16 protein-coding genes are annotated in these 22,392 nt (G+C 71.7%); 8 read left to right on the top strand and 8 right to left on the bottom strand.

Going from position 1 to position 22,392, the window contains the following annotated elements; all coding sequences use genetic code 11:
* Window positions 1-15: 15 nt before the first annotated feature.
* Complete coding sequence (locus tag DEU36_RS11125) at window positions 16-1,935, bottom strand: M3 family metallopeptidase (protein WP_120264198.1); 1,920 nt, start codon at window positions 1,933-1,935, stop codon at window positions 16-18.
* 26 nt (window positions 1,936-1,961) lie between these two features.
* Window positions 1,962-2,573 carry an NUDIX hydrolase family protein gene (locus tag DEU36_RS11120; RefSeq protein ID WP_094260535.1) on the bottom strand — a complete coding sequence of 204 codons (612 nt, stop codon included), beginning with the start codon at window positions 2,571-2,573 and terminating at the stop codon, window positions 1,962-1,964.
* Between the two features lie 57 nt (window positions 2,574-2,630).
* Between DEU36_RS11120 and DEU36_RS11115 the strand changes: the two genes are divergently transcribed.
* From DEU36_RS11115 to DEU36_RS11100, 4 genes are all read left to right on the top strand, one after another.
* Complete coding sequence (locus DEU36_RS11115) at window positions 2,631-3,284, top strand: alpha/beta hydrolase (protein ID WP_120264197.1); 654 nt, start codon at window positions 2,631-2,633, stop codon at window positions 3,282-3,284.
* A gap of 215 nt (window positions 3,285-3,499) precedes the next feature.
* Entirely contained in the window at window positions 3,500-5,167 is a 1,668-nt protein-coding gene (locus tag DEU36_RS11110) for an ATP-binding cassette domain-containing protein (RefSeq protein ID WP_120264196.1), read from the top strand.
* Window positions 5,168-5,410: 243 nt separating this feature from the next.
* Window positions 5,411-10,228: a DEAD/DEAH box helicase gene (locus DEU36_RS11105; RefSeq protein WP_120264195.1), complete on the top strand. Its 4,818-nt coding sequence runs from the start codon at window positions 5,411-5,413 to the stop codon at window positions 10,226-10,228.
* A complete protein-coding gene (locus tag DEU36_RS11100; protein WP_120264194.1) occupies window positions 10,221-10,994 on the top strand; it encodes a DNA-formamidopyrimidine glycosylase family protein in 774 nt (257 codons plus the stop codon). Before DEU36_RS11105 ends, DEU36_RS11100 begins: the two co-directional genes overlap by 8 nt.
* A gap of 44 nt (window positions 10,995-11,038) precedes the next feature.
* Here DEU36_RS11100 and DEU36_RS11095 read toward each other — a convergent pair whose 3' ends face one another.
* On the bottom strand, window positions 11,039-11,686 hold the full coding sequence (locus DEU36_RS11095) for a YitT family protein (protein ID WP_120264193.1): 648 nt from the start codon (window positions 11,684-11,686) through the stop codon (window positions 11,039-11,041).
* Between the two features lie 230 nt (window positions 11,687-11,916).
* On the opposite strand from DEU36_RS11095, the gene DEU36_RS11090 reads away from it, so the two are divergent.
* Both DEU36_RS11090 and DEU36_RS11085 read left to right on the top strand, forming a co-directional pair.
* Complete coding sequence (locus DEU36_RS11090; RefSeq protein ID WP_120264192.1) at window positions 11,917-12,324, top strand: transferase; 408 nt, start codon at window positions 11,917-11,919, stop codon at window positions 12,322-12,324.
* A 75-nt stretch (window positions 12,325-12,399) separates the two neighbouring features.
* Window positions 12,400-13,164: a LysR substrate-binding domain-containing protein gene (locus tag DEU36_RS11085; RefSeq protein WP_120264191.1), complete on the top strand. Its 765-nt coding sequence runs from the start codon at window positions 12,400-12,402 to the stop codon at window positions 13,162-13,164.
* A 52-nt stretch (window positions 13,165-13,216) separates the two neighbouring features.
* Here the strand turns inward: DEU36_RS11085 and DEU36_RS11080 are convergent, their stop codons facing one another.
* Window positions 13,217-13,516: a hypothetical protein gene (locus DEU36_RS11080; protein WP_120264190.1), complete on the bottom strand. Its 300-nt coding sequence runs from the start codon at window positions 13,514-13,516 to the stop codon at window positions 13,217-13,219.
* 75 nt (window positions 13,517-13,591) lie between these two features.
* Here DEU36_RS11080 and DEU36_RS11075 point away from each other — a divergent pair, with 75 nt between their 5' ends.
* Together DEU36_RS11075 and DEU36_RS11070 are read left to right on the top strand one after the other, a co-directional pair.
* Window positions 13,592-14,317 carry a glutamine amidotransferase-related protein gene (locus tag DEU36_RS11075; protein WP_120264189.1) on the top strand — a complete coding sequence of 242 codons (726 nt, stop codon included), beginning with the start codon at window positions 13,592-13,594 and terminating at the stop codon, window positions 14,315-14,317.
* 180 nt (window positions 14,318-14,497) lie between these two features.
* Entirely contained in the window at window positions 14,498-15,109 is a 612-nt protein-coding gene (locus DEU36_RS11070) for a hypothetical protein (RefSeq protein ID WP_120264188.1), read from the top strand.
* Between the two features lie 21 nt (window positions 15,110-15,130).
* On the opposite strand, the gene DEU36_RS11065 is transcribed toward DEU36_RS11070, so the two are convergent.
* The 4 genes from DEU36_RS11065 to glgX are packed head-to-tail and all read right to left on the bottom strand — an operon-like array spanning window position 15,131 to window position 22,392.
* Window positions 15,131-15,982, bottom strand: a complete 852-nt coding sequence (locus DEU36_RS11065) for a tryptophan-rich sensory protein (protein WP_120264187.1) — start codon at window positions 15,980-15,982, stop codon at window positions 15,131-15,133.
* A 31-nt stretch (window positions 15,983-16,013) separates the two neighbouring features.
* The gene (gene treZ / locus DEU36_RS11060) at window positions 16,014-17,750 is read right to left on the bottom strand and encodes a malto-oligosyltrehalose trehalohydrolase (protein WP_120264186.1); all 1,737 of its coding nucleotides are present in this window, start codon (window positions 17,748-17,750) and stop codon (window positions 16,014-16,016) included.
* On the bottom strand, window positions 17,747-20,182 hold the full coding sequence (gene treY / locus DEU36_RS11055; RefSeq protein WP_120264185.1) for a malto-oligosyltrehalose synthase: 2,436 nt from the start codon (window positions 20,180-20,182) through the stop codon (window positions 17,747-17,749). The genes treZ and treY overlap by 4 nt, the downstream gene beginning before the upstream one ends.
* Window positions 20,179-22,392: a glycogen debranching protein GlgX gene (glgX, locus tag DEU36_RS11050; RefSeq protein ID WP_120264184.1), complete on the bottom strand. Its 2,214-nt coding sequence runs from the start codon at window positions 22,390-22,392 to the stop codon at window positions 20,179-20,181. Before glgX ends, treY begins: the two co-directional genes overlap by 4 nt.

The following is a 22,392-nucleotide window of genomic DNA, read 5'->3' as shown; positions in this document are numbered from 1 at the left end:
GCCGGGGCGCGGGGGTCAGGCGCCGGCGAGCCAGGCCCGGTAAGCGTCGAACGAGTACGGGCGACCGAGGAAGTCGGCGACGAGGTCGGCCGCGTCACGGCTGCCGCCCGGCTCGAGGATGCGCTCGCGATAGCGGGTCGCGACGGCCGGATCCATCAGGTCGTCGCCGAACGCCGAGAGCAGGTCGCGGGCGATGACGAGGCTCCACTGGTACGTGTAGTAGCAGGCGCCGTATCCGGTGAGATGCCCGAAGCCGGCGTACGTGTGTCCGTTCGGCAGTGGGTGCACGGGCGACGACGCGCGGTACCAACCCTCGACCGCGGCCTGCAGGTCGCTCGGCCGTTCGACGTGCAGCCCGTACGAGACGTTGGCGTGGCCGAGCTGACGGGTCACCTCGAGGGCGCGGCCGAAGGCGTCGGCCACCCGCATCCGCTCGACCAGGTCGGCCGGGATCGCCTCGCCGTCGGCGTTGCGCGCGAACGTCGCCAGCACGCCGGCGTCCCAGGCCCACTCCTCGAGCAGCTGGCTGGGTGCCTCGACGAAGTCCCACTCCGTCTCGATGCCGCTGAAGTCGGCCCAGACCGCATCGGCGCCGCCGAGGATGCCGTGGACGAGGTGGCCGAACTCGTGGAAGAACGTCACGACCTGGTCGTGCTCGAGCAGTCCGCGCGAGAAGTTGCACAGCAGCACGCCCTCCGGGAGCGAACGTCCCGCGATGCCGGGCGCGAGGTTGAAGCACGCCGCGTGGTTGTACTTGCCTTCGCGCGGGTGGAGGTCGAGGTGGATCCGGCCGAGCCGGCGATCGCCGCGGACGACGTCGTAGCTGCGGACGTCCGCGTGCCAGGCTCCCGCATCGACGGGGACGTAGGTGACGTCGAGCAGTCGCGCGGTGACGTCGAGCACACCCGCCAGCACGTTGTCGAAGGCGAAGTACGCGCGCACGGCTTGGGCGTCGACGGCGTACTCCTCACGCTTGAGCGCGCTGAGGAGGTACCAGAGGTCGGCCGAGGTGACCGCATCGGCGCCGGGCTCGTCGACGCGCAGCCGCGCGAGCAGGCGGTCGTACTCGGCCGCGGCCACCTCGCGGGTGGCGGCGTCGATGTCGTCGAGGAACGAGCGGATGGCGGCGCTCGAGCCGATCATGCGCGTCTCGGTCTCGTAGTCGGCCCAGTCGCCGTAGCCCAGCAGCTCGGCGCGCTCGGCGCGCACCGCGAGCAGCTCCGCGAGCACGGGATCGTTGTCGGGCCAGGCCAGGTCGTTGTACACCGACAGCAGCGCCGTGCGCGTCGAGCGGCGCACCGCGAACTCGCGCACGGGCATGAGGTCGGTGTACTCGGTCGTGAGGGTGACGAGGCCCTCGTCGTCGACCGGGTGAGCGTCGATGAAGTCCTGCGGCAGCCCCTCGAGCGCCTCGGCGGGGAGCTTCAGCTCGCGCCGGCCGTCGCGGATGTTGCGCGAGAACTGGAGCGACAGCTCGGTGTCACGCTCGGCGAGCGCCCGCAGCCGGTCGCGCGTCGCCTCGTCGCGGTCGACGCCACCCCGGCGGAAGTCACGCTGGATGTGTGCCAGCAGACGGCGGGCCGTGGCGTCGAGCCCGTCGGTGGCCAGCCCGTCGAACACGGCGAACAGCGCGGGGTCGAGCGCCCGCTGCGAGAGGAGCGCGTCGATCGCCTGCACGCGCGCCTCGGCCGCGGCCCGCACATCGGCGTCGGGGTGCGACTCGCTCAGCAGCGACGCCTCGGATGCCGCCTCGGCGACGGCGATCGACGCCTCGTTCCACAGCTGCAGACGGGCCAGCGGCGACAGCTCGTGCCCCGCGATCAGCTGGGCATCGATCTCGCGGACGCGGGCGATGCGGGCATCCGGGCGCTCGGCGGCGAACGCGAGCCATCCGGCGTGGTCGGCGGGGAAGGCGAGGGGCTGCGGATCGGTCATGCCCCGAGCCTACGCAGGCTCGGTCCTCAGCGGAGCGCGCCCACCGAGGCGAGCGCGAGTCGGATGAGGGTGCCCCGACCGCCTTCCATCTCGGCGGCGAGGGCATCGGATGCCGCTTCGGCGGGGTCGAGCCAGGTGACCTCGAGCGCGTCCTGACGGGGCTCGCAGGTACCCGTGACCGGCACGACGAAGGCGAGCGACACGGCGTGCTGGCGGTCATCGTGGAACGGACTGACGCCGGGGATCGGGAAGTACTCGGCGACGGTGAAGGGCGTGGGCGATGCCGGCAGGAGCGGGAAGGCCATGGGCCCGAGGTCGTTCTCGACGTGACGGAACAGCGCGTCGCGGATCGTCTCGCCGTAGCGCACGCGACCCGAGACGATCGTGCGCGTCATCTCGCCGACCGGGGTGGCCCGCAGCAGGATGCCGACCTGGGTCACGGCGCCGAGACCGTCGGTGCGCACCGGCACCGCCTCAACGTAGAGCATCGGCAGACGGCGGCGCGCCTCGGTGAGCTCGACATCGCTGAGCCAGGCCGGGTTCGTGGCTCCGCCGCCCGGGGCTCCGCGCAGCGGGTCGGCCGGGAGCGACGACTCGCCGCGCTCGTCGGGATCGGGATCGGGGGTGCGCACGGCCATGCCTCATGTATACCAATGACCCCCGGCGGTGTCGGAGGAGGCTGGCAGGATGGTCGCATGTCGTCCGTTCCGGCTCTCGATTCCGCGGCCGTGCGCTGGTCGGCCGCTCCCGCCGAGCGTGCCGGGCGGCCCCTGCTGGTGATGATGCACGGCTATGGCTCAGACGAGAACGACCTGTTCGCCCTCGCACCCCATCTCCCCGCCGAGTACGTCGTGGCCGCGGTGCGCGCTCCGCTCACCCCGCCCTTCCCGACGCCGGGGTGGTCGTGGTATCCGATCGAGGGCCTGAACGGTCGCGATCCGCAGGCGGCGACGGCATCCGCCCGCGCACTGACCGAGTGGATCGACGCGGAGCGGGGCGACGCGGCATCCGTCGGACTGCTCGGGTTCTCGCAGGGCGGGCTCATGGCGCTCGAGGCGCTCCGGCTCCGTCCGCACGATTACGCCTTCGCGGTGAATCTGTCGGGCTACGCCAACCCCGGCGACCTCGACACCGACGCCGAGCTCGCCCAACGGCGCCCACCCGTGTTCTGGGGCCGCGGCGCCCTCGACGACGTCATCCCGCCTGCGCTCGTCGCCATCACCGCGCAGTGGCTGCCCGGCCGGGTCGACCTGAGCGGGCGCGTCTACCCCGACCTCGGGCATGCCGTCTCGGCCGAAGAGCTGCGAGATGTCGCGACCTTCCTGCACAAGCAGCTCCCGTCGGCGTAGACTTCCCGGGCCCCTGTCCCGAGTGTGAGGAACGACCGTTGATCGGTTTCGACGCGACCGCGCTGTGATCCCGCGCTGATCCGTCGACCCTTCGGGCGTCCGACCAGGCCAGCGCATTCTTCGATTTCCGCGCTGGCCGCCGGACCCTCCCGCCCCGGTCGGGGTGTCTTCGGTGTCGGTCGCGCCCGCGCCCGACGACATCCGAGGAGGCAGTCATGCCCCATCCCGCTCCCGCGGTCGTCCTCGACCGCATCACCCTCATCCACCCCGACGGCACCCCTGCCGTGCGCGACGTATCGGGAACCTTCGGCGCCGCACGCACCGGCCTCGTCGGCCGCAACGGCTCGGGCAAGACCACGCTGCTGCGGCTGATCGCGGGCGAGCTCACACCGACATCGGGCTCGGTCACCACGTCGGGGCGGGTCGAGCTGCTGCCGCAGCGCCTGACACTCGACGTCGAGCGGCGGGTCGCCGATCTGCTCGGCGTCGCCGCCGTCGTCGATGCCGTCCGCGCCGTCGAGTCGGGAGACGTCGACCCTCGCCATTTCGACACGATCGGCGATGACTGGGACGCCGAGGCTCGAGCCGTCGCCGCGCTGACGGCGGCCGGCCTGCCGCCCGGGGCTCTGGACCGCCGCATCGGCGAGCTCTCTGGCGGTGAGGCCGTGCTCGCCGCGCTCGTCGGAGTGCGACTGCGCGGCGCCGAGATCGCGCTGCTCGACGAACCCACGAACAACCTCGATCGCGACGCGCGCGAGCGGGTCGGTGAGCTCGTGCGTGGGTGGCGGGGTGCGCTCGTCGTCGTCAGCCACGACACGACCCTGCTCGAGCTGATGGACGACACCGCCGAGCTCTACGGCTCCGAGCTCGACGTGTTCGGGGGTCCGTACTCGCAGTGGCGGACGTGGCGCGACACCGAGCAGGCGGCTGCGCGGGCGGCCGAGACCACGGCGGCCGCGGCTCTCCGACGCGAGCGCCGGGACCGGGTCGAGACCGAGACGAAGCTCGCCCGGCGGGCTGCGATGGGAGCCAAGGCACAGCGGGAGAAGCGCGTGCCCGGGATCATCTCCGGCAACCGCGCATCGGCCGCGCAGGTGTCGGCGGGTCGCGCGCGCGGCGAGGCGTCCGATCGCGAGGCGGCGGCCCGGTCGGCCCTGGATGCGGCGGGCCGGCGGGTCCGCGACGACGACACCGTGCGGATCGACCTGCCCGACCCGGGTGTCGCGGCGGGCCGGCGCCTCGCGACGATCGGCGACGGTGAGCGCTCGTGGATCGTGCAGGGGCCCGAACGGGTGGCGCTCGTCGGCCCCAATGGCGCGGGGAAGACGACCCTGCTCGAGGCGCTGGTGCGGTCGGCGAGCGCTAACTCCTCAGAATCGGGGGATGCGGCATCCGATCGCCGCCTCAGCCCGCCGAACAGGCCGGACCTGAGGAGTTGCGGCACGGCCGCCGCGCACACCGATCGCGTCGGATACCTCTCGCAGCGGATCGACGGCCTGCGGGATGAGGCGACGGTGCTCGACAGCGTGCGGGAGGCTGCGCCCGCGGCCACCGACGTCGAGCTGCGCAATCGCCTGGCGCGGTTCCTGCTGCGCGGCGACACCGTGCTGCGGCCCGTTGCGGCGCTGTCGGGCGGTGAGCGGTTCCGGCTGGCGCTGGCGTGCGCGCTCCTGGCGGATCCCCCGCCGCAGCTGCTCGTCCTCGACGAGCCGACGAACAACCTCGACCTCGACACGGTCGATCAGCTGGTGCAGGCGCTGTCCGCGTACCGCGGGGCGGTGCTCGTCGTCAGCCACGACGACGACTTCCTCTCGCGCTTCGCGCCGGGCCTGACGCTCGAGCTGCGTGACGGCCGGCTCAGCGAGGTCTCGCCCTCGTCGTGAGCCGAGGTCCCCGGTGCCCGTGGGGGTCGAGGTGCCCGTTGGGCCGGGCCGACAACACCGAGGTCCCCGTTGGGCCGGGAATGCCCGTCCTGTTCCCGGCCCATGTGGGACCTCGCGGGGCGGGGCGGGGCGGGGCGGGGGCGGGGCGGGGCGGGGCGGGGGCGGGGGCGGGGCGGGCTGGCATGGCGGATGCCGCGGGCGCAAGACCGCGCCGATGTCGGAGGTCCGCGCGAAGATGAAGGCATGGCCGATGTGCTCGCCCGATTCTCCGCGCCCACCGCGGACTGGTTCCGTGGCGCGTTCTCGAAGCCGACCTCGGCACAGGCCGGCGCGTGGGATGCCATCTCCGCCGGCAAGCACGCCCTCGTGGTCGCCCCGACCGGCTCGGGCAAGACCCTGTCGGCGTTCCTCTGGGCGATCGACCGGATCTTCCGCGACAAGGCGGCGGCCGGCCCCGTCGACGACAAGCCGGCGAAACGCCGCAGAACGGATGCCGCGCCGGCCGACACCCGCGTGCTCTACATCTCGCCGTTGAAGGCGCTCGGCGTCGACGTCGAGCGCAACCTGCGCTCCCCTCTCGTCGGCATCGGCCAGTCGGCGCGTCGGCTCGGGCAGACGGTGCCGGAGGTGACCGTCGGAGTGCGTTCCGGCGACACCTCCTCGTCCGATCGGCGCGCGCTCGTCGCCCGGCCGCCCGACATCCTCATCACGACCCCCGAGTCGCTCTATCTGATGCTCACGTCGCAGGCCTCCGAGACACTGCGCGGCGTGCACACCGTCATCGTCGACGAAGTGCATGCGGTGGCGGCGACGAAGCGCGGCGCGCATCTGGCCGTGAGCCTCGAACGCCTCGACGCGCTCCTCGACAAGCCGGCTCAACGCATCGGCCTCTCGGCCACCGTGCGCCCGATCGACGAGGTGGCACGCTTCCTCGGCGGCGCGGCTCCCGTCGAGATCGTCGCTCCGCGGGCCACCAAGGCGTTCGACCTCAACGTCGTCGTGCCCATCCCCGACATGCTGCATCCGCCGGCTCCTCCGGGCGCCGAAGAGGCGGGCGCCCCACGCGGTCGCGATGACGATGACGATGACGACGATGACGACGGTGACGACGGTGACGGCGCCTGGTACCGCGCGCCGCAGGCGACGGAGGTCACCGGATCGGTGTGGCCCCACGTCGAGGAGGCGATCGTCGACCGCATCCTGCAGCACCGCTCGACGATCGTGTTCTCGAACTCGCGGCGCCTCGCCGAACGCCTCACCGGACGCCTCAACGAGATCTACACCGAGCGTCTCGGAGGTGAGCTCCCCGAGCCCACCGTTCCCGCGGGCATGATGGCGCAGGCCGGCGCCTCCGCCGGCGCTGAGCCCGTGCTGGCGAAGGCCCACCACGGCTCGGTCTCGAAAGAGCAGCGCGCCCAGGTCGAGGACGAGCTGAAGTCGGGTGTGCTCCGCTGCGTCGTCGCGACCTCGAGCCTCGAGCTCGGCATCGACATGGGCGCCGTCGATCTCGTCATCCAGGTCGAGGCGCCGCCGTCCGCGGCATCCGGCCTGCAGCGCGTCGGTCGGGCCGGTCACCAGGTCGGCGAGGTCAGCCGGGCGGCCCTCTTCCCGAAGCACCGGGGCGACGTCCTGCACACGGCGGTCGTCACCGAGCGGATGCTGGCGGGCAAGATCGAGGCGATCGCGGTGCCGCAGAACCCCCTCGACATCCTCGCCCAGCAGACGATCGCCGCATGCGCGACCGGCACGATCGAGGTCGAGGCCTGGTTCGAGACGGTTCGGCGCAGCGCCCCGTTCCGCACCCTCCCCCGCTCGGCCTACGAGGCGACGCTCGATCTGCTGGCCGGCCGCTTCCCGTCCGACGAGTTCGCCGAGTTGCGGCCGCGACTGGTGTGGGATCGCGACCAGGGCACGCTCACCGGCCGCCCCGGCGCACAGCGCATCGCGGTCACGAGCGGCGGCACGATCCCCGATCGTGGCCTGTTCGGGGTCTTCGTCGCCGGCGAGAGCCGCAACGCCCGCGTCGGCGAGCTCGACGAGGAGATGGTCTACGAGTCACGGGTCAACGACGTCTTCACCCTCGGCACGACGAGCTGGCGCATCGTGGAGATCACCCACGACCGGGTCAACGTCGTGCCCGCGTTCGGCCAACCGGGCAAGCTCCCCTTCTGGCACGGCGACGGCCTGGGGCGTCCGGCCGAGCTCGGCGAGGCACTGGGGAAGTTCAGCCGAGAGGTGTCGGCTGCCGGCCCCGAGAAGGCAACCGAACGGCTGCGCGAATCGGGGCTCGACGACTACGCGATCGAGAACCTCCTCGCCCACCTCGCCGAGCAGCGCGAGGCGACCGGCAGCCTGCCGACCGACCGCACCCTCACGGTCGAGCGCTCGCGCGACGAGGTCGGCGACTGGCGCGTCATCCTCCATTCCCCGTACGGCATGCACGTCCATGCGCCCTGGGCGCTGGCGGTCAACGCGCGCATCCGCGAGCGTCTGGGCGTCGAGGGTGCGGCCGTCGCGAGCGACGACGGCATCATCGCGCGGGTGCCGGATGCCGCGGCCGAGCCGCCCGGTGCCGACCTCTTCGTGTTCGACGCCGACGAGCTCGAGCAGATCGTCACCGACGAGGTCGGCGGTTCGGCTCTGTTCGCTTCGCGCTTCCGCGAATGCGCGGCGCGCGCCCTGCTGCTGCCGAGACTCAACCCGAACAAGCGCGCGCCGCTGTGGCAGCAGCGGCAGCGCTCGGCTCAGCTGCTCGAGGTGGCCCGCCGGCATCCGTCGTTCCCGATCATCCTCGAGACCCTTCGCGAGGTGCTGCAGGACGTGTACGACCTGCCGGCCCTGCTGCGCATCACCCGCAGCATCGCCGACCGCCGCATCCGCCTCGTCGAGACGACGACGTCGCAGCCCTCGCCCTACGCCCGCGATCTGCTCTTCGGCTACGTCGGCGCGTTCATGTACGAGGGCGATTCTCCGCTCGCCGAACGCCGCGCCGCTGCCCTCTCGGTCGACCCGGCGCTGCTGTCAGAACTGCTCGGCAAGGTCGAGATGCGCGAGCTGCTCGATCCCGACGTCATCGCCCAGTTCGAGCGTGAGGCGCAGCGCCTCGCCCCGGATCGTCGAGCGCGGGGGGTCGAGGGGGTCGCCGACCTGCTCCGCCTGCTGGGGCCACTCGACGCCGAAGAGATCGCAGCCCGGCTCGAAGAGTCCACCGGCGCAGCGGAGGGGATCGGGACAGCAGAGGACACGAAGGCCGCGCCCGCTCCTCCGGTCGGCGATGCTCCTCCCCCACGGCGGGTCGCCGAGGCGGCCGAGCTGCTCCAGCAGCTCGTGACCGCCCGTCGGGCGATACCCGTCACGATCGCGGGCGTGCAGCGCACCGCGGCGATCGAGGATGCCGGGCGCCTGCGCGACGCGCTGGGCGCCGCCCTCCCCGTGGGTATCCCCACCGCGTTCCTCGAGCCGGTCGTCGATCCCCTCGCCGACCTCGTCGCGCGCCACGCCCGCACTCACGGGCCGTTCCGCACCGCCGACGTCGCGATGCGGCTCGGCATCGGCAGCGCCGTCGCGCGTCAGACGCTGCAGCGCCTCGAGTCGCAGGGACGCATCGCGAGCGGCTACTTCCTGCCCGAGTCGACCGGCTCCGAGGCCGACGACCTCGAATGGTGCGACTCGGAGGTGCTGCGGCGACTCCGGATGCGGTCGCTGGCCGCGATCCGCGGCAGCGTCGAGCCGGTCTCTCCCGAGGCGTTCGCTCGATTCCTGCCCGTCTGGCAGCACGTCACCCGGCCTCTCGAGGGCGTCGACGGCGTCGCCGCCGTGATCGAGCAGCTCGCGGGCGTCCCGATCCCCGCGAGCGCCTGGGAGTCGCTCGTCCTCCCCTCTCGCGTGCGTGACTACGCCCCCGGGATGCTCGACGAGCTGACGGCGACGGGCGAGGTGGTGTGGTCGGGGCACGGCACCCTGCCGGGGCGAGACGGCTGGATCGCGCTCCACCCCGCCGACATGGCTCCGCTCACCCTCGCGCTGGCCGACGCAGATTCCGAGATCGACGAGTCGGCGACCTCGGGCGACCTCGACGTGCGCATCCTCGAGGCTCTCGCCGTCGGCGGCGGCTGGTTCGCGGGACAGCTCGTCGCCGCCGTCGGCGCCCCCAACGAGCAGAGCGTGCTCGACGCGCTGTGGCGCCTCGCGTGGGCCGGTCGCCTGACCAACGACACGTTCACACCGGTCCGCTCGCTCCTGTCGGGCGGCTCGCAAGCGCATCGGAGCGCCCGTCGCACGCCCCGGTCCCGCCTGTACCGGGGCACGCCGCTGGCACGCCCCACGACGACGCCTGCGGCGCCGCGCCCGTCGACCCTCGGCGGCCGATGGTCGCTGCTCCCCGCGGTCGAGCCCGATCCGTCGCTCCGCGTCACGGCCTCCGCCGGACTGCTGCTCGACCGCTACGGCGTCGTCACACGGGGCAGCGTGCAGTCCGAGGGCGTGCCCGGCGGTTTCGCACAGGTGTACCGTGTGCTCGCCGGCTTCGAAGAGGCGGGCCATTGCCGCCGCGGCTACGTCATCGAGACGCTCGGCGCCGCGCAGTTCGCGGCATCCGTGACCGTCGACCGGCTGCGCGAGTTCGCAGCCCTGCCCGACCCGCCGCCGCGCCGCGCCGTGACGCTCGCCGCCACCGACCCGGCGAATCCGTACGGGGCAGCCCTCGGCTGGCCGGCGCTCGAGGGCGTCTCGCACCGCCCCGGGCGGAAGGCGGGTGGCGTGGTCGTCCTCGTCGACGGTGCGCTCGTGCTCTACCTCGAACGCGGCGGGCGCTCTGCGCTCGCGTTCACCGACGACGAAGAGGTGCTCACCGCGGCTGCGGCAGATCTCGTGAGAACCGCTCAGGCGCGGCGACTCGACACCCTGACCGTCGAGCAGGTCAACGGCGAGTTCGTCTACAACACCCCGACGGGCCGGGCACTGCGCGCGGGAGGTTTCGTCGAGTCGTCTCGAGGGCTGACCCTGCGGCGGCTGACCGCGGGCTCGCGGACGGCGATGTCGGGGAGCACCGAGCGTGCCTGAGGGCGACACCGTCTTCCGCGCCGCGCGCAAGCTGGGCGAGGCCCTCGTCGGGCAGGAGGTCACCCGTTTCGACATCCGTGTTCCCGGCAGCGCGACGGCCGATCTGCGCGGTGAGACCGTCTCGTCGTCGATCGCGCGCGGCAAGCATCTGCTGCTGCGCCTGGGATCGTACAGCCTGCACTCGCATCTGAAGATGGAGGGACGCTGGCACGTCTACCGTCACGGTGAGCGCTGGCGGGCACCCGCGTTCCAGGCGCGTGCGATCGTCGGGACGCGCGACCGAGACGCCGTCGGCTTCGAGCTCGCGATGGTCGAAGTGCTGCCGACCGCCGACGAAGACCGTCTCGTCGGCCACCTCGGGCCCGACCTGCTCGGTCCCGACTGGGATCTCGACGAGGCCGTGCGGCGCGTGAGCTCGGACTCGCGAGCGGCTCACGTCGCCCTGCTCGATCAGCGCAACGTCGCCGGCTTCGGCAACGTCTACGCGAACGAGCTGCTGTTCGTGCGCGGCATCCTCCCCACGACCCCCGCCACCGAGATCGACGCCGCCAGCGTGCTCGAGACCGGCTACCGGATGATCCACGCGAACCGCGACCGCGCGGCACGCACCTTCACCGGCAACGACCGCCCCGGGCAGCGGATGTGGGTCTACGGGCGCGAGAACAAGCCGTGCCGGCGATGCGGGACACTCATCCGGGCCGACGAGATCGGGGCTCTGCCCACGAGCGAGCGCAACGTCTTCTGGTGCCCGCGCTGCCAGAGCTGAGCCCACCGGAGCCCACCGGAGCCCGCCCCCGGCGGGACCAGCGCTCAGCGGCCGATGTAGCGGCCGGGCCGGTGGTTCAGCACGAGGACGACACTCAGCACGACCGCGCCGGCGGCGCTGAGCAGCACGGCCGGCCAGGCGAGCACCAGCAGCGCGGAGGCGATGATCACGACGTCGAAGATCATCTGCGTCCATCCCGCGCTGAAGCCGGCGCGCTCCTGCAGGACGAGGGCGATGATGTTGACCCCGCCGAGGCTCGATCGGTGCCGGAACAGGATCAGCAGACCGACGCCGGCGAGCAGGTTGCCACCCAGGGTGCCGTAGATCGGTTCGATGCTCGCGAACTGCAGCAGGTGCTGGTGGACGAAGGTGAACGCCGACACGAGACCGATCGACACGAAGGTGCGGATCGTGAACGACACCCCCTTCTTCCACAGCGCCAGCGCCGCGAACGGCGCGTTCACGACCGCGAACAGCACCGGGAACGACCATCCCGTCGCGTAACCGAGGAGGAGCGCGAGGCCGGCTGTGCCCCCGGTCACCGAGCCTGACGACTGCAGCAGGTACAGACCGAGGGATGCCACGAAAGTGCCCGTCACGATGCCGAGCAGGTCCTCCGCGCGGGTGTGACGTGTCAGCGCGGCCTCGAAGACGAGGGAGGGTCCGGTCGAGGGTGCGCGAGTAGGCTCCACCCGCCCATCCTCGCAAACGACAGGGGCGCGGTCATCATCCGGCGCGAGCCGGGCATGTTATCGCGCCGACGTCACCTCGCACACCCCTTCGACCTCGGCGGCGGAACGTCGCACGCTTGTTCCAGCAAACCGGTCGGGCCGCCGCTCCGAATGATTCTTGGGAATGAAAACGCGGATCGTGGGGTTGTTTCCAGTACTCAGTACCGGAACCGGAACTGTCGGAGGGGATCGTGGGCAAGAACTACATCGACATCGAGAACGACCGTGGAGAGACGCTGCGTTACCGCAAGCACGCGAACGGTCGAGGCTTGATCGCGAACGGGGCCAAGGTGCACCCGACAGCGCTCGTCGAAGCAGGCGCCTACGTCGAACCCGGTGTGCAGGTCGCGGCGGGCGCTCACATCGGCCGCGGCGTATGGATCGAGCGCGAAGCGGTCATCGGCCCCAACGCCGAGATCGCGCCGCACGCGCACGTCGGATCCGGCGCGGCCATCGGCCCGCGGGCGAAGATCGGCATCCGCGCCTTCATCGGGGCGCACGCGCACGTCGCGGGCGGGTCTCTCATCGGTGACGACGAGAACATCGCCGACGGCGAGCACGTGGCGACGGACCAGCGCGGGCTCCGCCTGGCGGCGTGATCTGACGACGTTCGCCTCCGCCGGCGCCGGACGCTCGACCGTTCGGCTGCCGCGAACCCGGGATACGCTTCACGCATGACACCCGGACGCCCCTCGGGCCGCCCCGCGCGCAGCGGCGGCCGCGGCACCGGCGCACCCGGACGCCGTGGCGCTCCCTCCCCCGGCCGGCGCGCCGGAAGCGGCAGCACGGGGGACCGGACGGTGCCGCCGCGCCGTGAACCGGGAACCGCACGCCCCGACACCGCTGCTCTCGGGTCGTTCCGCCTCGGGGCTGCTCCGGGCGCCACGCCGGGCAAGTGGATCGACGTGTGGAAACAGCGGATGCCGGGCAACCCGATCGACCTCGTCACGGTCGGATTCGACGACCAGGCCGCCGCTCTCGCGGACGGCGACGTCGACGTTGCCCTCGTCCGGCTTCCGATCGACCGCTCCGGGTTGAGCGTCATTCCGCTCTACGACGAGACGACGGTCGTCGTGTGCGGCGCCGACTCGTCGCTCACTGCCGCCGACGAACTGACCCTCGCCGATCTCGTCGGCGAGGTCGTGATCGTGCCCGCTGACGATCCCCTGGGACTCGAGGTGCCTGGCGCCGTCGCCCCCGCCTTCCCCGCCCTCGCGACGACGGAAGATGCGGTCGCCACGGCCGCCACGGGCGTCGGCATCGTGCTCGTGCCGATGTCACTCGCGCGGCTGCACCATCGCAAAGACACGGCCTACCGCCCCGTCGTCGATGCGCCGACCTCGACGATTGCGCTCGCGTGGCAGACGGAAGCGACCACGCCTCTCGTCGAGACCTTCATCGGGATCGTCCGCGGCCGCACCGCGAACTCGTCGCGTTGAATCCGTCGCCCTGACGGACGCCGACGCGGTCCGGGTCGATCCACGCCGGGAGTCACGCTCCGTGCAGCCGCCGCTCGCCGTCGGGGATCGCCCCCGGCACCGGAGTGCGTGTCAGCAGAGTGACGGCGTCGATCGGATCGTCGGCCGCGACGGCATCCGGATCCGCCTCGAGCTCGACGACGACTGGGACCGGCAGCCGCATCGACGCCCGCGCCTCGCGTGCCCGCGCCTCGATGCCGGATGCGTCGGCGGGGCGGCGCACCCGCCAGCCCCGAGACGCCGCGGCCGCATCGAGCCGATCGAGCACCCCGCTGATCCCGGTCGGGTCGGTGACGATCACACGCGCTGTCATCGGGCCATTGTGCACCTCTCGTCACGGAAGGTCATCCCCGCCGGGCGGCGTCGACGCGGCCCCTAGACTTTCGGCATGGCCCCGCTCGTGTACGTCTGCGTGCGCCCGCAGCAGACGGCCGCCGAGGCCGAGTACGCCTCGTTCAGGACCGCCATGGGTCTCGACGAGTCCGCGCTCGAGCGCATCGACCTGACCCGCGACGCCCTGCCCGCTGACGCGTTCACGCGCTGGCGCGGCTTCGTCGTCGGCGGCAGCCCGTTCAACGCCACCGACGATCCCGGTGCGAAGCCGGAGGGACAGTTGCGGCTGGAGGCCGACCTCGCCCGGATCGCCGAGGCCGCGGCATCCGCTCAGACGGCTGCGCTGTTCACCTGCTTCGGCATCGGCGTGGCGACCACGCACCTCGGCGGCACGATCTCGCGCGACTTCCCCGAAGACACCGGGCCGACCGAGGTGACGCTGACGGATGCCGGACGGGCCGACCCGCTGCTCGGCTCGCTCTCCCCCACCTTCACGGCGCTCACGGCGCACAAGGAGGGCACCGAGACGCTTCCGGCCGGAGCAGTGCTGCTCGCGACGAACGACGAGTGCCCGGTGCAGGCCTACCGGGTGGGCGATCGCCTGTACGCGACGCAGTTCCACCCCGAGCCGACCCCGCGGGACTTCACGGAGCGAATGACGGTCTACCGCAACGACGGCTACTTCGATGCCGACGATTACGATCGCGTCGCGGCTCGGGTGCTCGCGGCCCCCGTGACCGAGCCGAGCCGCCTCCTCGCCGCCTTCGCCGCCACGTTCTGACGCCGAGCGCGATACATCCGTCGGATCGACGGTGCGTGTGTGGCCTTGCGACGCCGACGGCGTGTATCACCATCGCGCAAACATCACGTTTCGGTAACGCTCTGAGCATCTCTCGTCAGATCGGACCGTCCACGAGGTCTCGCCATCGGGCGCGCATCCGGCCCGGACGAAGGAGACGTCGTGACCACGATCACCGCCGCGGTTCGCGGACCAGACATGACCGCTGTTCGATGCGACGGCGGGACGCTGTTCGTGTTCTCGGATGACGCGGCGTTCTGGCTCCTCGCACACCTGACCCCCGCGCTCGCCGACCTGGAGGACCGCTCGTCCCACCCGCCCGTCGCGACGGCCGCCGACCGGCTGGCGGATTTCGCGGTCGCGGTCCGGCAGCGCCTCGACAGCACGCCGCTGGGAGCACCCACCGCCGCGCGACTACAGGCAGCTCGCCGGTCGGTTCAGACGCAGACGGATCACCTGGGCGCGGAGCTCGCCCGCCGCAAGCAGCGCGGTCCACGTGGACCATTCGTCGAGCAGCACGGGTCGGTGAAGGAGTTCCTCGATGCGCAGTACCCCACCCTCGTCGACATCGCAGCGCTGGCGCGCTCGCAATCGCGATGGAACGAGGCAGGCGTCGTCGACGAGGCCTACCGCCTGTGCGCGGCGATCATCTGCCGTTCGCACCTTCTCGCGCAGCTCAGCGTCCACCCACCGGCGCAGCTGAACCGGGCCTACGCACGAGCGCTGCGATCGTTGGGGCTGTGGGCGATACATTCGTCGCATCCGCGGGGCTGAAGCCGCCTGGCGCGCCGGCTGTCAGGCCGTGCGCGGTCGGCGCAGGATGCCGCGGTGCTCGCGGCCGTTCGAGCGCCAGGCCGTGACGGCTGCCGCAGCCACCACCACGACGATGACCGCGACGGCGGCGACGGCGACCGGGGTCGAGTGGGGCTGATCGGTCGTCCGGGCGATCGCGACCCATGCCAGACCCCACGACAGCGCGATGATGGGCGACGGCCGGCCACGTGAGAAGGCGGCGATGCCGACGCCGACCGCGGCGACGACCACGAGCACGGCCACACCCCACACGTCCGCCTGCGCTCCCCACGACTCGGGCACCGTCCGGCTGAGCCACGCGGTCACGTTGGCGACCGTGGCCAGCGACACCCACCCGAGGTGGAGGCCCACGGTGGCGTCCATCAGCAGCCGGTCGCCGGCCGACCGGGGCCGCGACAGCACGAGCAGCCGGAACGTCCATCCGAGAGCGGCGAGCAGCGCGACGATCGCGACGACCGTGAGCGGCAGCGTCGTGAACTGCGCCGCGAGCAGCCATCCCCCGTTGAGGACGGCCGTCAACGCGATCCACCACCCCACGAGCCGCTGCCGGTCGCGCGAGCGCTGCGCGGGCAACGCCTGCCAGACCGTGTAGCCGATCATGAAGAGGTAGATGACGGACCAGATGCTGAAGGCCTGCGTCCCCGGGGCGAGCACCGTCGAGTCGGCGTCGAGCGCACCGCCCTGCAGGTCGCGCACGTTCGTCCCGCCGAACAGGCCCGTGCCGACCATCGCCGCGATGATCATGAAGACGACGGCCGAGATGACCGCGATCTGCCGAACGAGGTCGGACGGCTGCCGCGGAGACCGTGCGGCGTGGTGGGCTGTGGTGCTCATCACCCCACGGTAGATCCGGCGCCGCCCTCGGTCATCCGCTTGACAGATCCGGCCCCACGATGGCGGCGGAGTTCGGCTCCACGACGAGCATCTCGTCGACGACCCGGCCCGGCCGCGTCTCGAGCCAGACCGTATCGCCGCGCAGCTCGACCCGCCACGGCTCGCGCGAGAGGTTCGCCAGCACGCGTGCGCGGCCGCGCTGCAGGTCGTAGAGCCGGCCGCCCTCACCCTCCGACGCCCCGGCACCGCGCGCGGTGAAGCGGGGATCGGTCAGGTCGGGGACCGAACGACGCAGCCGGCCCAGCTCGCGGTACAGAGACAGCAGGCGCGCGTGATCGCCCTCGTGCGCCTCGGTCCAGTCGAGTTTCGACCGCAGGAAGGTGGCCGGGTCGTTGGGATCGGGCACGAGGTCTTCGTCCCAGCCCATCTCGGCGAATTCCTGCTTGCGGCCGGCCGCGGTCGCTTCGGCGAGTTCGGGCTCGGGGTGCGATGTGAAGAACTGCCACGGCGTGGACGCTCCCCACTCCTCGCCCATGAACAGCATCGGAGTGCCTGGCGCCGTGAGCGTGAGGACGGCGGCGACCGCGAGCCGATCGGCATCCAGCGTCGCCGACAGCCGGTCGCCCGCGGCGCGGTTGCCGATCTGGTCGTGATCCTGCGCGAACGTCACGAGCCGCCACGACGGCGATTCCGGCGGCAGCGGACGACCGTGATCGCGGCCCCGGAACGAAGAGTAGGTGCCGTCGTGGAAGAAGCCCGCGTTCCAGGTCTTCGGCAGGGCGTCGAGCGCGTCGAAGTCGGCGTAGTAGCCGACCGTCTCGCCCGTGAGCGCGACGTGCACGGAGTGGTGCCAGTCATCCGACCACTGCGCCGTCATCCCGTGGCCGCCCGCCTCGCGCGGCAGGATCATGACGGGATCGTTCATGTCGCTCTCTGCGATGAGCGTCAGGGGGCGCCCGAGGTGAGTGCTGAGCGCGTCGACCCGGTCGGAGATCTCGCCGAGGATGTGCAGCGGGCTGTCGTCGTCGTGCAGGGCGTGCACGGCGTCGAGCCGCAGTCCGTCGACGTGGAAGTCGCGCAGCCACATCTCGGCGTTGCCGATGATGTACTCGCGAACGGCATCCTCATCGAGGTTGACGCTGTCGCCCCACGTGTTGCGACGGCCGTCGCGCAGGTACGGGCCGTACTCGGGCAGGTAGTTGCCGGAGGGACCGAGGTGGTTGTAGACGACATCCTGGATGACGGCGAGCCCGGCCGCGTGCGCGGCGTCGACGAACCGGCGGTAGGCCTCCGGCCCGCCGTAGCTCTCCTGCACCGCGTACCAGAGCACCCCGTCGTAGCCCCAGTTGTGGGTGCCGTTGAACGCGTTGACCGGCAGCAGCTCGACGTGGGTCACACCGAGCTCGACGAGATGGTCGAGCCGGCCGATGGCGGCGTCGAGCGTGCCGGAGCTGGTGAAGGTGCCGATGTGCAGCTCGTAGATGATGCCGCCGGCGAGCGGCCGACCGGTCCAGCCGTGGTCCGTCCACGCGAACGACGACGGATCGTCGACCGCGGAGAGGCCGTGAACGCCGTCGGGCTGCCGCCGCGAGCGCGGGTCGGGGCGCGCGTCGTCACCGTCGCCGAGCACGAAGCCGTAGCGGTCGCCCGGCGCGAGCTCGACGTCGGCCGACCACCAGCCGTCGGCCGAGCGCGAGAGCTCGACGTCCGCGGCATCCGGTCGTCGGAGCCTCACCCGGTCGGGGCGCGGGGCCCACACCTCGATCATGCGTTCTCCCCTTCGGCGGAATGACGGTCGGCGGTCGGATGCTGGGCGGTCGGATGCTCCGCGGCGAGGAGCGCGACGGGATAGGTGTCGAGAAGATCGGCCAGCCGCACGGCGCCGCCGTCCCATGCACGGCCGGTCAGCTGGTCGACGTGACGCCCGGGCGGAACCATCACGACCGTGTCGCCCCACCCTCCGCGCGCGGCGAGGCCCACGGGCAGGCGTGTGGCGACGCTGACGGCGCCGCCGCGGTCGAACGCGACGGCGTGATCGGCGGCGGGGCCGACGACGGGCAGCGGCGCGTAGCGCGTGAACAGCTCGGGGCGATCGCGGCGCAGACGCAGCGCGCGCGAGACGACGAGCAGCTTCACCGCTCCCGAGTCGTCGATCTCGGGATGCCATCCACCGTCGAGCTTCGCCAGCAGCGCGCGGCGCTCGGTGAAGTCGACGTCGCGACGGTTGTCGGGGTCGACCAGAGACAGGTCCCACAGCTCGGTGCCCTGATAGACGTCCGGCACCCCCGGCGCGGTCAGCTGCAGCAGCTTGGCGGCGAGCGAGTTCGATCGGCCGGGCATGGTCAGCTCGCCGACGACTTCTTCGACGACCGCGCGGGCCTCGCCCGAGGTCGCGGCGTCGACGAGCGAGGCGATGCGCGCCTCGGCATCCTCGTCGGGGTCGGTCCAGGTCGTGACGATGCCGCCCTCGCGCGACGCCTTCTCGGCGTAGTCGCGCAGCCGGTCGGGCGATGCGGGCCAGGCGCCCACGATCGCCTGCCAGAGCAGGTCGTCCAGGCGCCCGTCGCCGGTGGACGCGATCGCCCGCAGACGTCCGAGCGCGTCGCGCCAGCGGTCGGGCACCTCGGCGATGACCGACAGCCGGGCCCGGACGTCCTCGCTGCGCTTGGTGTCGTGTGTGCTCAGCGCCGTCAGGGCCTGCGGCCACATCGCCTGCCGCTGCGCCTGTGCGCGGTGGAAGCCGGCGACGTCGAGCGCGAAGACGCCCGGATCGCCACCCACCTCGGTGAGCGTGCCGAGACGGGGGTAGCGGTAGAACGCGCTGTCTTCGACGCCCTTGGCCATGACCGGGCCGGTGGTCTGCCCGAACCGGCGGCTCAGCTCGGTGTCGCCGGCGGTCACCAGCGGGGCGAGGACCGCGATGGCGTCGGCGAGATCGGGACGGGATGCGGATGCCGCGGCCACCGCCTCCGCGACGAGCTCGTCGCCGACCGGCGGGTACACGCGATACACCGAGAAGCTCGTCAGGAGCTCGGCGAACGCGTCGCGGGCGACATCCGCTCCGAGCTCGTTCCGCAGGTCGTCGGGCAGGCAGCGGACGAGCCGGCCCACCTCGGCGGCCTGCAACGTGTCGGCGACCGCACGCTTGGCCTCGCGAACGATCTCGTCGTACGACGCCGGAGCATCCGCCGAGCGCAGTGACGCGTCGAGATCGTCGAGCCGGCTCTCCCCGGCGGGGTCGATGAGCACGCGGTCGATCTCGGCCATCGCGTCGTAGCCGGTCGTGCCGGCTGTCGCCCACCACGCCGGAAGCTGCTCAGGATGATCGGTCGCAGCGTGCTCGAGGATCTTCTCGACGACGACGTACGCGCCGCCGGTGGCCTCGGCGAGCTGCTCGAGATATCCGCCCGGGTCGGCGAGACCGTCGGGGTGGTCGATGCGCAGGCCGTCGGCCAGACCCTCGCGCAGCCAGCGGAGGATCTCGGCGTGGCTCGCCTCGAAGACCTCAGGCAATTCGACCCGCACACCCGCGAGCGTGTTCACGGCGAAGAAGCGCCGGTAGTTCAGCTCGCTCGCGTCATCGCGCCAGAACGCGGCGCGCCAGTGCTGGGCCGCCAGGACGGCATCCACCGTCGCGGGGTCGGTCGTCGCCGCCGCGGGGGCGGTGCCGTCTGCCAGCGGCAGCACGTGGTCGTAGTAGCGGGCGACGCCCTGGGCGCCGTGCGCCTCATCGGCCGTGACCGGCGCGACCTCGATCTCGCCCGCGGCGACGGCCTCGCGGAGCGTGGAGCCGAGGATCGGCAGACCGACCTTGCCCCCGCCGTGCTCCCAGTCGATGTCGAACGCGTCGGCGTGCGCCGACCCCCGGCCGTGCCGGAGGACGTCCCACCACCACGGGTTCTCGGCGGGCACCGCGACACCCTGATGGTTCGGCACGATGTCGACGAGCACGCCGAGTCCGGCATCCCGAGCAGCCGCCGAGAAGCGCGCCAGCCCCTCGGGGCCGCCGCGGCGCGGATCGACCGTCGTCGGGTCGACGACGTCGTACCCGTGGTCCGACCCCTCTGCCGCTGCGAGCAACGGCGAGAGGTAGGCCCAGTCGACGCCGAGGTCGCGAAGGTAGTCGGTGATGCCCGCCGCGGCTCCGAGGTCGAACGCCGGTCGGATCTGCAGCCGGTATGTCGAGATCGGGGCAGTCATCGGCCGGGCAGCTCCGGGGTCGGCGCCTCGGCGGGGATGATGTCGATCGGCGTCGTGTAGGCCGCGAGTGACGCGGCGACCGAGTGATCGGCCTCGGCCTCGGGCTCGACGTACTCGCCGAGCACGACGAGCGACTTGGCACGCACCTGCAGCGCGTTGCCGCCCGCGAGCGGGTCGGTCCCCACGAGTTCGCCGCTCGTGTCGATCAGCACTTCCCACCGGTCGGCGTACTGGTCGGAGGGGACGGTGAACTCCACTTCGTCGTCGCCGGCGTTGAACAGCACGAAGAAGTGGTCGTCGGAGATGTCCTCGCCACGACGATCGCGCTCGCGGATGCCGTCGCCGTTGAGGAAGACGCCGACCGCGCGCCCGAACCCGGAGTCCCAGTCCTCGGGCTGCATCGCGGTGCCGTCGGGTCGCAGCCACATGATGTCGGGCACCGGAGCGCCCTCTTCGCGCCGCACCGGACGCCCGTCGAAGAACCGGCTGCGCCGGAACGTCGGGTGCAGCCGGCGCAGACGCGCGAGGGCTGCGGTGAACTCGATGAGCGGCTGGTCGACCTGATCCCAATGGATCCACGTCAGCTCGTTGTCCTGCGCGTAACCGTTGTTGTTGCCCTGCTGCGTGCGACCGAGCTCATCACCGTGGCAGATCATCGGCACGCCCTGGCTGAGGAGCAGCGTCGCGAGGAAGTTGCGCTGCTGGCGGGCACGCATCGTCAGGACGTGCGGGTCGTCGGTGGGTCCTTCGACGCCCATGTTGTAGGAGCGGTTGTGCGACTCGCCGTCGTTGCCGTCCTCGCCGTTGGCGTCGTTGTGCTTCTCGTTGTACGACACGAGGTCGCGCAGGGTGAAGCCGTCGTGTGCCGTGACGAAGTTGATGGAGGCCACGGGCCAGCGGCCGTCGTGCTCGTAGAGGTCGGCCGAGCCGGTGAGACGCGAGGCGAACTCGCCGAGCGTCGAGGCCTCGCCCCGCCAGAAGTCGCGGACCGTGTCGCGGTACTTGCCGTTCCACTCCGTCCACTGCGGCGGGAAGTTGCCGACCTGGTAGCCGCCGGGACCGATGTCCCACGGCTCGGCGATGAGCTTGACCTGCGACACGATCGGATCCTGCTGCACGAGCTCGAAGAAGGCCGACAGCCGGTCGACGTCATAGAACTCTCGCGCGAGGGTCGCGGCGAGGTCGAAGCGGAAGCCGTCGACATGCATCTCGGTCACCCAGTAGCGCAGCGAGTCCATGATCAGCTGCAGCGCGTGCGGGTTGCCGACGTTCAGGCTGTTGCCGGTGCCGGTGTAGTCGGTGTAGTAACGCTTGTCGTCGTCTTCCAGGCGGTAGTAGGCCTCGTTGTCGATGCCGCGCATCGACAGGGTCGGCCCCATGTGGTTGCCCTCGGCGGTGTGGTTGTAGACGACGTCGAGGATGACCTCGATACCGGCCGCATGCAGCGCCTTGACCATCGCCTTGAACTCCTGCACCTGCTGACCATGGTCACCCGTGGCCGAGTAGGTGTTCTGGGGCGCGAAGAACGCGATGGTGTTGTAGCCCCAGTAGTTCGACAGCCCCTTCTCCTGCAGCGTGGAGTCGTTGACGAACTGGTGCACCGGCATCAGCTCGATCGCCGTGATTCCGATCTTCTTGAGGTGCTCGATGACGGCAGGGTGCGCGAGCCCGGCGTACGTTCCGCGGATGTCCTCGGGGATGTCGGGATGCAGCTGGGTCAGGCCCTTGACGTGCGCCTCGTAGATCACGCTCTCGGCGTACGGGATCTTCGGCTGACGGTCGCCCGCCCAGTCGAAGAAGGGGTTGACGACGACACCCTTCATCATGTGCGCGGCCGAGTCCTCGTCGTTGAACGAGTCGGGCTCGCCGAAGTTGTAGCCGAAGACCGGCTGCCCCCAATCGATCTGACCCTCGACGGCCTTGGCGTACGGGTCGAGCAGCAGCTTGCTCGGGTTGAACCGCTTGCCGTCGGCCGGGTCGTTCGGACCATGCACGCGATATCCGTAGCGCTGACCCGGCTGCACGTTGGGCAGATAGGCGTGCCAGACGAAGGCGTCGACGTCACGCAGCTCGACGCACGTCTCGGTGCCGTCCTCATCGAAGAGGCACAGCTCCACCTTGTCGGCTCCTTCGCTGAAGAGAGCGAAGTTCGTTCCGTTACCGTCGTACGTCGCTCCGAGCGGATACGCGGAACCCGGCCATGCCTGCAT

Source organism: Microbacterium sp. AG238 (assembly GCF_003610405.1).
Taxonomy (GTDB): Bacteria; Actinomycetota; Actinomycetes; order Actinomycetales; family Microbacteriaceae; genus Microbacterium.
The sequence above is the reverse complement of the archived record's forward strand: the minus strand, read 5'-3'. Positions and strand labels throughout refer to the sequence as shown.

What these genes read in the sequence shown, in the direction of transcription:
- DEU36_RS11125 (WP_120264198.1), bottom strand. Translation starts at nt 1,935, where the DNA reads ATGACCGATCCGCAGCCCCTCGCCTTCCCCGCCGACCACGCCGGATGG.
- DEU36_RS11120 (WP_094260535.1), bottom strand. Translation starts at nt 2,573, where the DNA reads ATGGCCGTGCGCACCCCCGATCCCGATCCCGACGAGCGCGGCGAGTCG.
- DEU36_RS11115 (WP_120264197.1), top strand. Translation starts at nt 2,631, where the DNA reads ATGTCGTCCGTTCCGGCTCTCGATTCCGCGGCCGTGCGCTGGTCGGCC.
- DEU36_RS11110 (WP_120264196.1), top strand. Translation starts at nt 3,500, where the DNA reads ATGCCCCATCCCGCTCCCGCGGTCGTCCTCGACCGCATCACCCTCATC.
- DEU36_RS11105 (WP_120264195.1), top strand. Translation starts at nt 5,411, where the DNA reads ATGGCCGATGTGCTCGCCCGATTCTCCGCGCCCACCGCGGACTGGTTC.
- DEU36_RS11085 (WP_120264191.1), top strand. Translation starts at nt 12,400, where the DNA reads ATGACACCCGGACGCCCCTCGGGCCGCCCCGCGCGCAGCGGCGGCCGC.
- DEU36_RS11080 (WP_120264190.1), bottom strand. Translation starts at nt 13,516, where the DNA reads ATGACAGCGCGTGTGATCGTCACCGACCCGACCGGGATCAGCGGGGTG.
- DEU36_RS11075 (WP_120264189.1), top strand. Translation starts at nt 13,592, where the DNA reads ATGGCCCCGCTCGTGTACGTCTGCGTGCGCCCGCAGCAGACGGCCGCC.
- DEU36_RS11065 (WP_120264187.1), bottom strand. Translation starts at nt 15,982, where the DNA reads ATGAGCACCACAGCCCACCACGCCGCACGGTCTCCGCGGCAGCCGTCC.
- treZ (WP_120264186.1), bottom strand. Translation starts at nt 17,750, where the DNA reads ATGATCGAGGTGTGGGCCCCGCGCCCCGACCGGGTGAGGCTCCGACGA.
- treY (WP_120264185.1), bottom strand. Translation starts at nt 20,182, where the DNA reads ATGACTGCCCCGATCTCGACATACCGGCTGCAGATCCGACCGGCGTTC.
- glgX (WP_120264184.1), bottom strand. Translation starts at nt 22,392, where the DNA reads ATGCAGGCATGGCCGGGTTCCGCGTATCCGCTCGGAGCGACGTACGAC.